We start from the raw sequence: 13,911 nt of genomic DNA, 5'->3' as shown, positions 1-13,911 counted from the left end.
TTCAGCGCCGCCGGAACCGTTCCACCGCACCGACCAGCGCCGTCCGCACCCCGGGTTCCAGCGCCGAATGCCCGGCATCCGGCACCACGGTGAGCCGCGCCCCCGGCCAGGCGGCGGCCAGCTCGAAGGCGGTCTCGGGCGGGCAGACCATGTCGTAGCGGCCCTGCACGATCTCGGCCGGGATGCCGGCCAGGCGACCGATGCGGCCGAGCAGCCCTTCCTCCGGCAGGAACAGGTCATGCGCGAAGTAGTGCGCCTCGATCCGCGCAAGCCCCAGCGCCGTGCGGTCCTGCGCGAAGGATGCCACCGTCTCGGGCGAGGGCAGCAAAGTCGAGCACGATCCCTCGTACTGGCTCCAGGCGCGCGCGGCCGGCAGGTGCACGGACGGATCCGGATGGCACAGCCGCTTCAGGTAGGCGCCCAGCAGGTCGCCGCGCTCCTCCGCCGGCAGGTGCTCGGCGAAGGCCGCCCAGGCGTCGGGGAACACCCGGCGCAGCCCGGTCAGGAACCACTCGACCTCGGCCTGGCGGCCCAGGAATACGCCGCGCAGCACGCAGCCACTGACACGCTCCGGGTGCTCCTGCGCATAGGCCAGGGCGAGGGTGGAGCCCCAGGACCCGCCGAACAGCAGCCAGCGCTCGATGCCAAGGAAGCGGCGCAGTGTCTCGATGTCCTGCACCAGGTGCGGCGTCGTGTTGTCGCGCAATTCGCCCAGCGGCCGCGACCGCCCGGCACCGCGCTGGTCGAAGATCACCACGCGCCAATGGCCGGGGTCGAAGAAGCGCCGATGCACGGCGCCCGCACCCGCACCCGGACCGCCGTGCAGGAACAGCACCGGCTGACCGCGCGGATTGCCGACCTGCTCCCAGTACATGACGTGCCCGCCCGACAGCGGCAGCAGGCCGGTCTCGAAGGGTGCGATATCGGGAAACAGGTCGCCACGGGGCATGGCCGATCATGTGCCCAACCGGACGCGGCTGCGCAATGGTCCGCAGGCTGATTCCGGCACGGCTGGGGTGTGCGGGGTCCCGTCCGGCCGCGACCGCGGCGTCGGTGCGGGCAGGGCAGGCTGTCCGGCCGCATTTTCCAGGTCGTCGAGCGATTCCGCTCGGCCGGAAAATGCGCTAGCGTTGCAGGTCATGGCAGAGACGCCGTCCACATCGTCGCGTTCCGCCGCCGCCGGGCATGTTGCCTGCGGCGTCTGCGGGCGCGAGAGCCGGCAACCGCCGTTCCGCCCCCCAGCCCCCGAGCAGGCGCCGGATCTGGACCTGCGGCCCGGCGAGCCGGTGCGCTCCACCATGTCGCGCTGGCTGCAGCAATGCCCGCATTGCGGCTATGCCGCGCCGTCGATCGCCAAGGCCCATCCGGCGGCCGCCGCGGCGGTCTCGGCCGCGCCGTTCCGCGCGCTGATCGTCGATGCCTCCCACCCGCCGCTGGCGCGCCGCTTCCTGGCCTGGGCCCATGTGCTGGAGGAAACCGGCGCGCTGCACGCCGCCGCCGAGGCCACGCTGCAGGCCGCCTGGGTGGCCGATGACGGTGCGAAGGCCGATCTGGCCCGCGCCTGGCGGCAGGAGGCCGTGGCGCTGTGGCGCTCCGGCCCGCCGCTCGACGCCGAGCAGACGGTGCGCGTGGTCGATGCGCTGCGCCGGGCGGAAGCCTGGGAGGATGCCGAGGCGACCGCCGCCGAACTCGCCCGGCTCTCGCCGCCCGAGGCGGTGGGCCAGGTGATCGCGCTGGAGCGCCGCCTGGTCGCCGCGCAGGATGCCGGGCGCCATACGGTGGCTAGTGCGCTGCCGCCGCCGGCGCGCCGGCCGCATGTGACGCATCAGCGCCGCGACATCGCCGGTGGCGGCTTCGTCGCCTGGGTGAGACGGCTGCTCGGGCGCTGACGCCACCGCGCCCGCGCCGGGCTGCACCGCTCCGGCGCGCGGTGTGCGCCGCCATAGTCGCCTGATGCGATGACTGGCAAGGCGTCGGGTTCCGCGCTGACAGACCGTTCGACAAGGCCGGCACCGGCCCGGTCCCCGACCCGGCCATCCATCCGGGAGACGGTCGTCGCGCAAATGGCGCGCCTGCGGCGCGACGGGTGGCCGGCTGGCGGGGAGCGCCGATGCCGGGCTTGTCGAACGGTCTGTCCGCCCGCCACGCCGCCGGGCGCGCGTGGTCGCCGCGCGATGGCTCGGCGCGCCGGCGAGGTGTTGCAGCGGCGCCCGGAGCGGCAGCAAGGCGCCGCCCGTCGCCGCCAGGCGCGCCGGGGGTTGCGAAGCCGCGACAGCGCCCGTAAAGTTATAACATAACAAATCGAGGCCTTGCCGTGACGCGTCGTTCGTTGCTTGCCCTTCCCGGGCTCCTGCTGGCCGGCCGCGCCCTGGGCCAGGCCTCCGGCCCGTTGCCTGTCGTGGCCTCCTTCTCGATCCTGGGCGACATGACGGCGCGCATCGGCGGCGATCGCATCACGCTGCGCGTCATCGCCGGCGCCGACGTGGATTCCCACGGGTTCCAGCCGCGCCCGTCGGATGTCGCGGCGCTGCGCGATGCGCGGCTGGTGATCCGCAATGGACTCGGCTTCGATGGCTGGATGGACCGGCTGGTGCGGGCCGCCGGCTTCCGCGGCCCGGTCGCGACGGCGACGCAGGGCATCACGCCGCGCGCCATGGCGGCGCACGCCCATGGCCATGACCATGGCGGCGCCGGGCGGCGGCAGTCGCACAGCGTCGGTCCGCGCACCGTGCCCGACCCGCATGCCTGGCAGGACCTGCGGCTGGGCCAGGACTACCTGCGCGCCATCGCCGCCGCCCTGGTCGCCGCCGACCCCGCCGGCGAGCCCACCTACCGGCGCAATGCCGAGGCCTTCGCCGCCCGCCTCGCCACGCTCGACACCTGGGTGCGCGACCAGGTCGCCACCGTGCCGGAAGCGCGCCGCCGCGTGGTCACCAGCCATGATGCCTTCGGCTATCTCGGGGCCGCCTATGGCATCGAATTCCTCGCCCCCCAGGGTGTCTCGACCGAAGCCGAGCCCTCCGCCGCGGAGGTCGCACGGCTGATCCGCCAGATCCGCGACCAGCGCATCACGGCGGTGTTCATGGAGAACATGGCGAACCCCGCGACGCTGCGGCGCATCGCGGCCGAGGCGCGCGTCACGCTCGGCGGCCGCCTCTATGCCGACGCGCTGTCGGGGCCCGCCGGCCCGGCGCCCGACTACGAGGCGATGTTCCGCCACAATCTCGGTTTGCTTGTGCCGGCGATGCGGGGGGCGGCGTGATGCGCTGGGCCGACGGGCCGGACATGGCCGCGCGCTGCTTGGCGGGCCTGGGCCTGGCGGCGGCGCTGTTCGGCCTCGCGCTGCCGGCCGCGGCGCAGGAGACGGCCGTCCGCTTCCCTCAATTCAACGCCGAGATCGACATGAGCATGATCGGCGTCGGCACCACCCGCGCCTCCGATCCGGCGCGCCGTGGCGCGAGCGTCTTCCTGTTCGGCGAGGTGGCGATGGGCCTGTCCTTGACCGAGACGTTCTCGATCCAGGGCGTGCTCGCCACCGAACCCATCGGCGAAGGCGATTCCACCGGCGGCTTCCCGCAGGACGGCGTCATCGGCTTCCGCCGCCAGGCGCTGTTCTTCGAACAGCTCTACGCCCAATGGAAGCCGGACGAGACGCTGACGCTGCAGGGCGGCATCCTGGTGGCGCCCTTCGGCCGCGGCTACCACGATTTCCCCGGCATCCTCGCCAGCGTTCGCGCGCATGAGGTGTACCTGGTCGACCAGTCGGTCGGCGCGGCCGGCACCTGGACCTGGCTGGACGACCCGCGCTTCGGCCAGCACGACGTCTCGGCGGCGGTCTTCACGCTCGACCGCAGCCTGTTGACCGGGACCTACCTGACGCCGCGGCGCTGCTGTTCCGAACGCTACGAACGCTACAACCGCAACACCGTCGCGCAGGGCGGGCCGGGCAACAACGGCACCTTCAACAACGGCGCCATCGCGCTGGATGGCGACCGGATCCCGGTCCTGCCGGGCTTCTCCTACCACCTGGCGGTCATCTCGATGGCGCCGGGCTCGGACGGCACCGCCCGCGAATGGGGCTATGCGGCGGGCATCCGCTACGAACACCGCTGGAATGCCCGGCAGTCCACGCTGCTGTTCGCCGAGGGCGTGCAGTTCCGCAACGCCGGCGGCCGCCCGCGCGCCGAGATCGAGACCCTCTCGACCGACCCCGACACCGGCGAGGAGATCGCCGGCACCGCCGAGACCACCGTGAGCGAGCGGCTGACCTTCACCACGCTCGGCCTCCAGCACCGCATCGGCCGCTGGCGCGGCACGGTGGCGTGGCAGCAGCTGCGCCAGAAGCGCAGCCTCGATCCCGTGCCGGTGCAGAACTGGTTCGAAGGGTCGATCGGGCGCGAACTCGGCTCGGGCTTCAGCCTCGATGTCGGCTACCAGTATGCGCGCTACGCCGATGAGGAGACCGGCGGGCGCGGCACGTCGCATTCCGTGCTGGCGCGGCTGCGCTACACCGGCGGGCTCTGACCTGTGGCAGGCTCCGGCCCATGAGGCCGGAGATCCCGACGCACTGGCTGCACCCGCGCGACATCGCCGAAGCGCGTGGCGCGCAGTCGGAGATGGCCGCACGCATCGTGGCGCGCGATGCGCTGCCGGCGCCCCCGTGGCGCCTCGGCGGCGCAGACGTGTCGAATACGCGCTTCGATCCCCACCGGCGCGTCCATGCCGCCATCGTCGCGCTGGATGCGGCGCGGGGCGTGATCGCCCGGTCCGGCGAAAGCCGCATCGCGGACTTCCCCTATGTGCCGGGCTATCTCGGCTTCCGCGAGGTGCCCGCGCTGGTGGCGGCATGGGCGCGGCTCGACCCCAGGCCGGACCTGCTGATGGTGGATGGGCAGGGGCTGGCGCATCCGCGCGGGCTGGGGCTCGCCTGCCACCTGGGGCTGGTGCTGGACGTGCCCACCATCGGCGTCGCGAAGTCGCTGCTGGTCGGGCAGGCCGACCCCGGGGCCGCGGCGGGGGACGCCGCGCCCATCCTGTGGAAGGGCGCAGCCATCGGGATGGCGCTGCGCACGCGCCGCGGCGCGCGGCCGGTCTTCGTCTCGGTGGGGCATCGCGTGTCGCTGGACACGGCGGTCGCGATCGTGCGCGATGCCTGCGACGGGCGGCGGCTGCCCGTGCCGGTCCGCGCGGCCCATGACGCGGCGAATGCGCTGCGCCGGTCGAACCGGCTTCCGGTGTGACCTGGGGGGATCGCGGGGACCGGCCGGGTCCCGTATCCTCCGGCCCGACCTGGAGCCGTTTCCGTTCGCCACGGCTCACTACAACGCCTCTAGGTCATTGTTTTTGCAAGCATCTTTACCCGATCAGATGATTCCATCTGATCGGGATCTGCTCTAAGCCCAGGGGCGAAGCGATGTTGTCCTTCCTGTTCCTCGTTGCCGGCGCCGCGGCCCTGCTGCTCGCGGCCGCGGTGCCGCTGCGCATCTGGATGCAGCGCCGCGGCAGCCCGCCCGCGCTGCCGGGACCGGAGGGCTCCATCACCGCGCGCAGCACGCTGGTGACCAGCGGCGCGCTGGCCGGCGCGGGCGTGGTCTGCCTGTTCGCCTGGGCCTCCATCGTGCAGGTCGGCGCCGACGAAGTGGGCCACCTGCGCAAGATCTACGGCGGCCGGTCGATGCCGGCCGGCCGCGTCATCGCGACGGGGGGCGAAAATGGCTTCCAGGCGCAGGTGCTGCCGCCCGGCGTGTCCTTTCGCCCGCTGATCCGCCTGACCCACGACATCGACTTCCTGCCGATGGTCGAGATTCCGAACGGCACCTATGGCCGCATCCAGGCCGCCGACGGCGCGCCCATGCCGACCGACCAGGTGATGGCCGACAGCTGGACCGAGGCCGAGGCCGCGCGAATGCTCGACGCCACCTTCTTCCTGGGTGAGGAGCGCGCCGGCGCCGGCCCGCGCGGCCAGCGCGGCGCACAGACCACGATCCTGAAGCCCGGCCGCTACCCGCTCAACCTGTACCTGTACCGTGTCGAGGTGCGCCTGCCCGACCGCACCGTGACCTACGACCGCGCCGGGCTGCGTACCGCGCGCCACGACCGCCCGCAGACCGAGATCACCTCGGTCATCGAGGTGCCGGCCGGCCATGTCGGCGTGGTGAAGTCCAACGTGACCGAACGCGGCCGCGACTGCCGCGAGGAACGCGCCCCCGCCCAGGCCGAGGCGCTGACCGTCGCGCTGGTGCCCAACGGCTGCCGCGGCGTGTGGCGCGACCCGCTGTTCCCCGGCGCCTACTACATGAACCGCGACGCCTACGCGGTCACGCTGGTCGATGTGCGCCTGCAGACCTGGGAATACCGCGGCGGCTACGACGAACGGCGCATCAACCTCACGGTCGACCAGCGCGGCGAGATCCAGCAGAGCGGCACCACGCAGAATGTGCCTGTCCCGCGCGAGGCCGCCGACCGCGCCGTGATGGTGCGTGTCGAGGGCTGGGACGTGCCGCAGGAATTGCGGGTGCTGGTGCAGGTCACGCCGGCGAATGCGCCCTTCGTCGTGGCGTCCGTGGGCGGCCTTGGCGAGATCGAGGACCGCGTCGTCACGCCGATGATCCGGTCGGTGGTGCGCAACGTGGTGGGCTCGGAGATCGTGGTCGGTGGCCAGCGCCGCGCGACCCGCGTGCTGGACCTGGTGGACCAGCGCGACGCCATCGAGACCACGATCGAGCGCCTGGTGCGCGAGGAGGCGCTGAAGGCCGGCCTGGAGGTGAACCAGCTGCGCTTCGGCGAGAGCGTCATCCCGCCGGAACTGCTGGTCGCGCGCCGGCGCGAACAGCTGGCCCAGCAGCTGCGCCAGGCCTACCAGCAGGAAACCATCGCGCAGGAGGAACGCGTCAAGACGGAACAGGCGCGCGCCACCGCCGACCAGCAGCGCGAACTCGTGCGCGCGCAGATCGCCGTGCAGGTCTCCGAACGCACCATGGCGGAACGCCAGAACCTCGGCGAGGCCGAGCGCCGCTACCTCGAGGCCCTGGCGCGCGGGCAGGAGGCGCAGGCGAATGTGCTGGGCCCGTCCAACGCCCTGTTGCTGCAGGCGCTGCAGCAGATCCTGGCGACGCTGCGCGAGAAGCCGGAGCTCATCCAGCTGGCGCCGCGGCTGGTGCCGCAGACCCTGGTGACCGGCGGCGGCACCGGGCTGGAGGGCATCGCCGCCATGCTGCGGGGGCCGCCGCCGGCGGAGCTGCCGGCCACGCGCCCGCCGCCGCTGCGCTGAGCCTTCGGCGTCGGCACCGGCGCGCACCCGGCCACCCGACGACAGTGCCGTGGATGGGTGGCCGTGTGGCGCTGCGCGCCGGTGCCGCGCGCGCGAACGAGGCTACCGCACCAGCGGGCAGCCACCTTCCGCCAGCGGGCGGAAGGCGTCCTGCCCGGGGATGGTCTGCGCCACCTCCAGCAGGTCCCATTCGCCGCGCGCCTGCGAGGGCTGCTTCGCCTTCATCAGGTACATGTCGCGGATGACGCGGCCATCGATGCGAAGGCTGCCGTTGGTGGTCATGAAGTCGTTGATCGGCGTCTCGCGCATCTTCGCCATGACCGGCGCGGCGGCATCGGTGCCGGCGGCCTGGATCGCCTTCAGGTAGTGCGTCACGGCACCCCACATGCTGGCCTGGAACATGGTGGGCGGGCGGCCATGGATGCGGGCGAAGCGCGCGGCATAGGCCCGCGTGGCGTCGGTCTGGTCCCAGTAGTAGGCCTCGATGAAGACCATGCCCTGCGCGGTCTCCAGGCCGATCGCCTTGACGTTGGTCAGCAGGCACAACAATGCCGCCGGCTGGATGCCGCGCCGCGCCAGGCCGAATTCGCCCATCTGCTTCACGATGTTGATGAAGTCGGTGCCTGCCGCGGCGATGCCGACCACGTTGGCACCCGACCCCGCGGCGCGCACCAGGTGGGAGGAATAATCCGTCTCGCCCAGCGGCGCGCGCGAACTGCCCACCACGGTGCCGCCCAGCCCGCGCAGCGCGGCGGTGGCATTGGCTTCCAGCGAATGGCCGAAGGCGTAGTCCGAGGTGATGAAGTACCAGCGCCGCCCGCCGCCGGCCATGACCGCCCCGACCGTGCCGCGCGACAGCGCGTAGTTGTCGTAGGTCCAGTGCACGCCATAGGGCGAGCAGCCCGGCCCGGTCAGGTCAGTGGTGCCCGCGGCGATCACCACGTCGATCTTCTGCTTCTCCCGCGCCAGGTTCTGCACCGCCAGCGCGACCGCGGAATTGCCCAGGCCGAAGATGGCGTCGACGCGCTCCTGGTCGTACCAGCGCCGCGCGATCGCCAGGCCCACATCGGCGCGGTTCTGCAGGTCGCCATGCACCAGTTCGATCGGCATGCCGTTCACCCGGCCGCCGAAATCCTCGATGGCGAGGCGCGCGGAGACCACATCCCCCATGCCCTGCTGGTCGGCGAAGACGCCCGACATGTCGTCCAGCACGCCGATCTTCACCACGCCGTCCGAGATGGCGGATTGCGCGCGGCCCTCGCTCGGGCGGATGGCAATGAGCGGCAATGCGGCGGCCGCGCCGAGCAGGTGCCTGCGGTTCATGGTGGCTTCCTCCGGATGATGCTTCTTGGCCGGCATCATGGCATGGGCAGCGCCGGCGACCAGGGGGGGTCAGCCCACCGCGAAGCCCGCCGCGCGGAAGCGCGCCTGGCCTTCGGCCCCGGTCAGCCACGCGAGCAGGCCGAGGGCGCCATCGCGATCCGCCGCGCGGGCGGTGACGGCACCGAGATAGGGCGTCACCAGCTGCACGCTGTCGGGCAGCGGGCCGACCAGGCGCGCGCCGGGCACCGCGATGATCTCGCTGACCTGCGTCAGCGCCAGCGCGGCGCGGCCCTCGGCCACCGACTGAACCGCCGCGCCGCCACCGGGGAAGACCAGGGTGCGCGCGCGCATCTCACCGGCGATGCCCAGGCGTTCCATCAGCCGCGCGGCGTGGGTGCCGGCGGTGGCGCCCGTGGCGGGGTCGGAATGCGCGATCATCGGTGCGGCCAGGATCGCGGCGCGCAGCGCGGCCTCGCTGGAGATATCGGGCATCGGCGCGCCCTCCCGCACCGCCACGCCGATCAGCATGCGGCCCAGTTCGCGGGTCGTGCTGGCGTCGAGCAGCCCGTCGGCGGTGAGCCGCGCGACCTGGCCGGCGCTGTTGAGCATCAGGTCGGCGGCCTCGCCCTCGCGCAGCCGCCGCGCCGCGACGCCGGCATTGGCGGTGGCGATGGCGACGGCGCGCCCGCTGGATGCGGTGAAGCCGGGCGCGAGGTCGCGCGTCGCGGCCGCGACCGCGCCGGTGCCCAGCACGCGCAGCGGCGCCGCGCCCTGCGCGCGAACCGGCCACGGGGCGGCGAGGCCCAGGATCAATGCGCGACGGACCAGCATGGCAGCCTCCCCGGGGAGATCCGCGCGCCGTGGCGCGGCCTTGCGCCTCAGCCTGCGCCAAGCCCGAGGAAGCCGGCAAGCGTGCCGCGCGCCTCGCCGACGGCGTCGGTGCGGAAGGCCGGCTCCGGCAGCCTGGCGTAGCGTGCGTAGCTCTCGCGGATGAACGCCGCGAGGCCCAGATGCAGCGATCCGGCGGGGCCTGCATCGCGCGTCGCCGCACGCTTGAACACCATCCCGCCCGGCACGCCGAGCGCGCCGGCAAGCTCGGGATAGACCGGCCAGATCGTGTTATTCGCCAGGTGGTCGTAGGCCGGCGTCACCGGCGGCGCATCCTCCGGCAGCAGCCCCGCGTCGATCGCCGCGGCGCGCGCGACATCGGCCAGCACGAAGACGCGCGGATGGTTGGTCGTGTGCATGAAGGGCCCGCGGGCGTGCCAGGCTTCGAACAGCGCCGCGAAGCGCGGCCCGAACGGGGCCAACTGGTCCATCAGCAGCGTGCGCGCCTTGCCGAAGGCATCGAGGTGGCCGAGCCGCGCATAGACCAGCCGGTTGAACAGCGTCGGCACCTCGGCCTCGGGCAGGCCCAGCGAGAAGGACGCGGCGATGATCGACGAATGATAGTCGCCGACCGGCGAGGGCAGCGGGCGATTGTCGTGCAGCAGGTAGGCGAGATCCGGCTGGTAGCCGCGGAACAGGATGCGCGGGATCCGCGCCACGCGCCGGCCGGGCGCGGCCAGCGCCTCCGTCGCCAGCTTTCCCCACGCCGCGGCGTAGGGCTGCGTGAAGACCGCGTCGCAGCCCTCGACCAGCGTCGCCGCGGCCGTGGCCCTGGGCGATCGCGGGCTGCCATCGAGCTGCGCGACATCGATGCGCGCCTCCGGCAGCAGGTGCGCCAGGCCGTGTGCGACGCCATGCGCCTGGCAATTGCCCAGCACGACGATCCGCATCAGCCGTGCTCGCCGGCCACGACGATCGCGTCCTCGTCGCAGGTCACGGCCGCGAGCGCAGCATGGGCCGCGGCATCCTCGGCGCTGACCGGCAGCGCGGCGGGCGCCGCCGGTGCCGGCGCGGCGGGCGCGGGCGCGGGTGCGGGCGCGCCGCTGATGGCGTGGCGCGCGAACAGCGCCATCACGGCGGCGACGCCCTCGGCGGTCACGTCGCGACGGTTCTCCGCGAAGAAGCGCCCGCCGGCCTGCGGGCCGGTGATGACCTCGTAGGACGGGAAATAGGCGATGCCCGGATCGTCGCGGCAGGCCTGGTCGGCGACGGCGCGCAGGATCGCCTTGCTCGCGGTGGTCGAGACGAGGACATGGCGGTCCTCGAAGGTCGCGACCATCGGCACGGGGGAGACGGTCAGCATGATCCGCACATGCGGATTCACACTGCGCAAGCCGGCGGCGAAGGCCGCCAGCGCGGCATGGCAGGCGACGAAGCCGGCATTGTCGAAGCGCCAGGCGCCGGGCGGCGTGGCGATGCCGAGCACGCCCGGATGCAGCGGCACCGCCGTGCCGTCCTCCGCCGCGACCCAGCCTTCCGTGAGGCCCAGCGTGAAGACGAAGACGTCGCAGGTCTCGAACATGCGGCGCACGGCCGCCAGGTGGCGCGCGCGGTCGGCATCGAGCGCATCGAGATCCGGAAATCCGGCGGCCTGCACGCGCGGGCGGCACGGGTCGACCAGCCCGCCGCCCGGCACTTCCCAGGCGCGCAGGCGGGGCCGGCGCAGGCCATAGGCGCGTTCGAACAGCTGGAGCAGCTGCGTGGTCGTGTAGATGTTGCCGAAGCGCGCGGGGAAGATGCCGAAGCCTTCGTCGCGCAGGCCGGCGGCGGGCGCGAAGCGTTCCGTGACCAGCGGTGGAATGCCCAGGCCCGCCAGGCTGCGCGCGAGGTGCTGCGCGAAGCAGCTGCCGGCGGTGGCGACGCGGTCGCCCGGCGCGATGCGGAAGGGCAGGGCGGTGACCGGATCGACCCCGCCATCGCCGGGTGCCGCGACGCCCTGGCGCCAGAACGCATGGTCCGGCCGGTCGCGATAGGGGTTGGTCTCGAACATGCCCGCTGCCTCCACGCCGGCACGGCTGCGATACAGGCTCCCCCGGGGCGGTGCAACGGGACGGATTGCCCTGTGCGCGCCCATGCGCGACGTTGCAGCCGATCCGCGGAGACCCCACCCATGGCCCATGCCCTCGGCGCGCCCGCCGCGCCTGCCATCCTGCGCAACGCCGAGCTCGACGCCGACGCCGTGCGCCAGGCGCGCGTCGACCTTGCCGCGTGCTTCCGCATGGCGGCGCGGCTCGGGATGCACGAGGGCATCTGCAACCACCTGTCCTTCGTGGTGCCGGGGCGCGACGACCTGTTCCTGGTCAACCCCTATGGCTGGGGGTTCAGCGAGATCACGGCGTCGCGCCTGCTGGTCTGCGACTTCCACGGCAACGTGATCGCCGGCGATGGCGTGCCGGAAGCCACCGCGTTCTACATCCATGCGCGCCTGCACCTGAACAAGCCGCGCGCCAAGGCGGCCTTCCACACGCACATGCCGAATGCGACGGCACTCGCGATGCTGGAGGGACCGCCGCTGGTATGGGCGGGCCAGACGGCGCTGAAATTCTACGGCCGCACGCTGGTCGACGAGGAGTATGGCGGCCTGGCGCTCGACGAGACCGAGGGCGACCGCATCGCCGCCAGCATCGGCGATGCCGACATCGTCTTCATGAAGAACCATGGCGTGATGGTGGTCGGCGGGTCGGTCGCCGAGGCCTGGGACGACCTGTACTACCTCGAGCGCGCGGCCGAGGTGCAGCGCCTGGCGATGGCGACCGGGCGCACGCTGAAGCCCGTGCCGGCGGAGCTCGCGGCGCGCACCTACGCGCAGATGCGCGAGGGCGACCGCGAGAGCGCGCGGCTGCACCTCGAGAGTGTCAAGCGCATCCTGACCCGCGAGGAACCGGAGTTCATGCATTGATCCAGCGCGCCCTTCTCATTGCCGGCACCATGGCCGCGGCGCTGCCGGCCGCGGCGCAGGACGCGCCGCCGCCGCCGGAGCGCCGCGACAACGGCGTCGCGATCTTCGCCGGCATCTATTCGTCCGATGTCTTCACCGACATCGTCGCGACGCCCTGGGACACGCGCACCGAGAACATCTACCTGGTGTCGCTGTCGTACAATCGGCGCCTGACGACGATCTTCCGTCACCTCGACATCGAGGTGGAGGGCGGCGTCGGCCGGCGCTTCGGCGACAATGAGAGCTTCGAGGCCTATGCCGCGCTGGCGTTGCGCTGGACCGAATTCCCCTGGAACCGGCATCTGCGCACCACCTTCGCGGTGTACCCGATCGGGCCGTCCTACGTGGCCGACCTGTCGCCCTCCGAGGTCAGCAAGGATGGGCGGTCGGCGAATTGGCTGAACTACTTCGCGCTGGAACTGACCCTGGCCGCGCCGTCGCTGCCGCAGCTCGAGGTGCTGTTCCGCCTGCATCACCGCTCCGGCGCCTTCGGGCTCATCAACGGTTCGACCAACGGGGCGGATTTCCTGAGCGTCGGCGCGCGCTTCCGCTTCTGATGGCAGGCCCCGCGCCGCGGCCCGATGCGACCGGGCTGGCGCTGCTGGTCGCGACCACGATCGGCTGGGGCCTCAATTGGCCGGCGATGAAGCTGCTGCTGGCGGAATTGCCGGTGCTGTCCACGCGCGCGGCCGGCGGCGCGCTTGGCTTCCTGGTGCTGCTGGCGGTCGCGCTGGCGCGGCGCGAACGCCTGGCGGTGCCGCGCGCGACCTGGCCGCTGCTGGGCGTGGTGTCGCTGCTGAATGTCACGGCCTGGATGGGGCTTGCGTCGTTCTCGCTGCTCTGGCTGTCGGCGGCGGAGGCGACGATCGTCTGCTACACCATGCCGGTCTGGGCCGTGCTCATGGCCTGGGCGGTGCTGGGCGAGAGGCCGCGCCCGGCGCGTCTGGCCGGGCTGGCGATGGCGATGTCGGGCCTGCTGCTGCTGGTGCTGGGCCAGGGCGTCGCGGTCGGGCTGGACAAGCTGCCTGGCGTGGCGCTGGGGCTCGGTTCGGCGGTGCTGTTCTCGCTGGGCACCGTGCTGACGAAGCGCTGGCCGCTCGGGCTGCCGCCGACCGCCGGCGTGGTCTGGCAGATCGGCATCGGCATCGCGCCGCTGGCGCTGCTGGCGCTGCTGCTGGACCGGCCGGGCTTCGGCGCGCTGTCGGTGCAGGGCTGGCTGCTGCTGGCCTATGGCGGGGTGTTTGCGCTCGGGCTTTGCTACCTGTCGTGGTTCGCGGCGCTGCAGCGGTTGCCGGCATCGCTGGCCTCGCTCGGCACGCTGCTGACGCCGATGGTGGGCGTGGCGGGCGCGGCGCTGGTGCTGGGCGAGCCTTTCGGCTGGCGGCAGGCGGTGGCGCTGGGGCTGACGCTGGCGGGCGTCGCGCTGGCAGCGCGCGGGTAGAAGTGCGCTGGCAGCGCGCGGGTAGAAGTGCGCTGGCAGCGCGCGGGTGGA

13 protein-coding genes are annotated in these 13,911 nt (G+C 72.9%); 8 read left to right on the top strand and 5 right to left on the bottom strand.

Annotated elements, in window-relative coordinates:
• Position 1: 1 nt before the first annotated feature.
• The gene (gene pip / locus LQ222_RS14480; protein WP_230167459.1) at positions 2-949 is read right to left on the bottom strand and encodes a prolyl aminopeptidase; all 948 of its coding nucleotides are present in this window, start codon (positions 947-949) and stop codon (positions 2-4) included.
• A 349-nt stretch (positions 950-1,298) separates the two neighbouring features.
• Here pip and LQ222_RS14475 point away from each other — a divergent pair, with 349 nt between their 5' ends.
• The 5 genes from LQ222_RS14475 to LQ222_RS14455 all read left to right on the top strand — a co-directional run bounded on the left by LQ222_RS14475 (position 1,299) and on the right by LQ222_RS14455 (position 7,270).
• A complete protein-coding gene (locus tag LQ222_RS14475; protein WP_230167457.1) occupies positions 1,299-1,889 on the top strand; it encodes a hypothetical protein in 591 nt (196 codons plus the stop codon).
• Positions 1,890-2,314: 425 nt separating this feature from the next.
• Positions 2,315-3,262, top strand: a complete 948-nt coding sequence (locus LQ222_RS14470) for a metal ABC transporter solute-binding protein, Zn/Mn family (protein ID WP_230167455.1) — start codon at positions 2,315-2,317, stop codon at positions 3,260-3,262.
• Positions 3,262-4,524 (top strand): hypothetical protein, encoded by a 1,263-nt coding sequence (locus LQ222_RS14465; protein WP_230167454.1) that lies wholly within the window; start codon positions 3,262-3,264, stop codon positions 4,522-4,524. Before LQ222_RS14470 ends, LQ222_RS14465 begins: the two co-directional genes overlap by 1 nt.
• A gap of 20 nt (positions 4,525-4,544) precedes the next feature.
• Positions 4,545-5,240: an endonuclease V gene (locus LQ222_RS14460; protein ID WP_230167452.1), complete on the top strand. Its 696-nt coding sequence runs from the start codon at positions 4,545-4,547 to the stop codon at positions 5,238-5,240.
• Positions 5,241-5,413: 173 nt separating this feature from the next.
• The gene (locus LQ222_RS14455; protein ID WP_230167450.1) at positions 5,414-7,270 is read left to right on the top strand and encodes an SPFH domain-containing protein; all 1,857 of its coding nucleotides are present in this window, start codon (positions 5,414-5,416) and stop codon (positions 7,268-7,270) included.
• Between the two features lie 102 nt (positions 7,271-7,372).
• Here the strand turns inward: LQ222_RS14455 and LQ222_RS14450 are convergent, their stop codons facing one another.
• The 4 genes from LQ222_RS14450 to LQ222_RS14435 form a co-directional block, all read right to left on the bottom strand.
• Entirely contained in the window at positions 7,373-8,593 is a 1,221-nt protein-coding gene (locus LQ222_RS14450) for an ABC transporter substrate-binding protein (protein ID WP_230167448.1), read from the bottom strand.
• A 69-nt stretch (positions 8,594-8,662) separates the two neighbouring features.
• Positions 8,663-9,424: a substrate-binding domain-containing protein gene (locus LQ222_RS14445; protein WP_230167446.1), complete on the bottom strand. Its 762-nt coding sequence runs from the start codon at positions 9,422-9,424 to the stop codon at positions 8,663-8,665.
• A 47-nt stretch (positions 9,425-9,471) separates the two neighbouring features.
• The gene (locus LQ222_RS14440; RefSeq protein WP_230167444.1) at positions 9,472-10,371 is read right to left on the bottom strand and encodes a WcbI family polysaccharide biosynthesis putative acetyltransferase; all 900 of its coding nucleotides are present in this window, start codon (positions 10,369-10,371) and stop codon (positions 9,472-9,474) included.
• Positions 10,371-11,471, bottom strand: a complete 1,101-nt coding sequence (locus LQ222_RS14435; protein WP_230167442.1) for a GSCFA domain-containing protein — start codon at positions 11,469-11,471, stop codon at positions 10,371-10,373. Before LQ222_RS14435 ends, LQ222_RS14440 begins: the two co-directional genes overlap by 1 nt.
• 120 nt (positions 11,472-11,591) lie before the next feature.
• Here LQ222_RS14435 and LQ222_RS14430 point away from each other — a divergent pair, with 120 nt between their 5' ends.
• Genes LQ222_RS14430 through LQ222_RS14420 form a run of 3 tightly spaced genes read left to right on the top strand, consistent with a single transcriptional unit; the run spans position 11,592 to position 13,860 of the window.
• Positions 11,592-12,380, top strand: a complete 789-nt coding sequence (locus tag LQ222_RS14430) for an aldolase (RefSeq protein ID WP_230167440.1) — start codon at positions 11,592-11,594, stop codon at positions 12,378-12,380.
• Positions 12,377-12,976 (top strand): hypothetical protein, encoded by a 600-nt coding sequence (locus LQ222_RS14425; RefSeq protein WP_230167438.1) that lies wholly within the window; start codon positions 12,377-12,379, stop codon positions 12,974-12,976. Before LQ222_RS14430 ends, LQ222_RS14425 begins: the two co-directional genes overlap by 4 nt.
• Positions 12,976-13,860 carry a DMT family transporter gene (locus tag LQ222_RS14420; protein ID WP_230167436.1) on the top strand — a complete coding sequence of 295 codons (885 nt, stop codon included), beginning with the start codon at positions 12,976-12,978 and terminating at the stop codon, positions 13,858-13,860. Before LQ222_RS14425 ends, LQ222_RS14420 begins: the two co-directional genes overlap by 1 nt.
• Positions 13,861-13,911 lie beyond the last annotated feature (51 nt).

The sequence above is a fragment of the Roseomonas sp. CECT 9278 genome (assembly GCF_918698155.1).
Taxonomy (GTDB): domain Bacteria; phylum Pseudomonadota; class Alphaproteobacteria; order Acetobacterales; family Acetobacteraceae; genus Neoroseomonas.
This window is presented reverse-complemented; position numbering and strand designations above follow the sequence as displayed.

Bases quoted from the DNA above. Each gene is read 5' to 3' on its own strand.
- pip (WP_230167459.1), bottom strand. From the start codon at position 949: ATGCCCCGTGGCGACCTGTTTCCCGATATCGCACCCTTCGAGACCGGC.
- LQ222_RS14475 (WP_230167457.1), top strand. From the start codon at position 1,299: ATGTCGCGCTGGCTGCAGCAATGCCCGCATTGCGGCTATGCCGCGCCG.
- LQ222_RS14465 (WP_230167454.1), top strand. From the start codon at position 3,262: ATGCGCTGGGCCGACGGGCCGGACATGGCCGCGCGCTGCTTGGCGGGC.
- LQ222_RS14460 (WP_230167452.1), top strand. From the start codon at position 4,545: ATGAGGCCGGAGATCCCGACGCACTGGCTGCACCCGCGCGACATCGCC.
- LQ222_RS14455 (WP_230167450.1), top strand. From the start codon at position 5,414: ATGTTGTCCTTCCTGTTCCTCGTTGCCGGCGCCGCGGCCCTGCTGCTC.
- LQ222_RS14450 (WP_230167448.1), bottom strand. From the start codon at position 8,593: ATGAACCGCAGGCACCTGCTCGGCGCGGCCGCCGCATTGCCGCTCATT.
- LQ222_RS14445 (WP_230167446.1), bottom strand. From the start codon at position 9,424: ATGCTGGTCCGTCGCGCATTGATCCTGGGCCTCGCCGCCCCGTGGCCG.
- LQ222_RS14440 (WP_230167444.1), bottom strand. From the start codon at position 10,371: ATGCGGATCGTCGTGCTGGGCAATTGCCAGGCGCATGGCGTCGCACAC.
- LQ222_RS14435 (WP_230167442.1), bottom strand. From the start codon at position 11,471: ATGTTCGAGACCAACCCCTATCGCGACCGGCCGGACCATGCGTTCTGG.
- LQ222_RS14430 (WP_230167440.1), top strand. From the start codon at position 11,592: ATGGCCCATGCCCTCGGCGCGCCCGCCGCGCCTGCCATCCTGCGCAAC.
- LQ222_RS14420 (WP_230167436.1), top strand. From the start codon at position 12,976: ATGGCAGGCCCCGCGCCGCGGCCCGATGCGACCGGGCTGGCGCTGCTG.